Origin of the sequence: Streptomyces ochraceiscleroticus, assembly GCF_000720485.1 — a bacterium.
GTDB classification, from domain to species: domain Bacteria; phylum Actinomycetota; class Actinomycetes; order Streptomycetales; family Streptomycetaceae; genus Streptomyces; species Streptomyces ochraceiscleroticus.
In genome coordinates this window covers 1-382 of record NZ_JOAX01000099.1, presented here as the reverse complement: position 1 = coordinate 382, position 382 = coordinate 1, and the positions used below count along the sequence as shown (strand labels likewise).

At 66.5% G+C, this 382-nt stretch carries 1 pseudogene; it reads right to left on the bottom strand.

Annotated elements, in window-relative coordinates:
• Positions 1-342, bottom strand: a pseudogene (locus tag IG84_RS0137360) (right-handed parallel beta-helix repeat-containing protein); the annotation flags it as partial.
• Between the last annotated feature and the right edge of the window lie 40 nt (positions 343-382).

Sequence of the window (382 nt, the reverse complement as noted above, 5' to 3'; positions counted from 1 at the left end):
CCCATAGACACCCTGCTGGCGGGTGCCCTCGATGCGGTTGCCGATGATCTGGATGCCGTAGTAGTAGACGCCGGAGCGCAGCATGTGGGAGCCGAACCCGCGGCCGAAGGATCCGAGGCGGCTGGACGCTCCGACCTGGCAGCCCTGGATCAGGATGTCCTTGGACGGGGTGTTGTCGAACAGGCCGATGGCGGCCGACCCGGACACGGCCATGTCGATCTGGATCGCTTCGCTGAAGTCGCGGCTGCCGTCGCCGCTGTTGTCCTTGTAGCCGAGGAAGCGGCAGTTGATGGCGCGGCCGCGGCTGGTGCTGTTGAACTCCAGGCCATGCGCGCTGCTCACGTTGGTGATGGTGGCGTCCCGGACGGTGATGTCCTCGCAG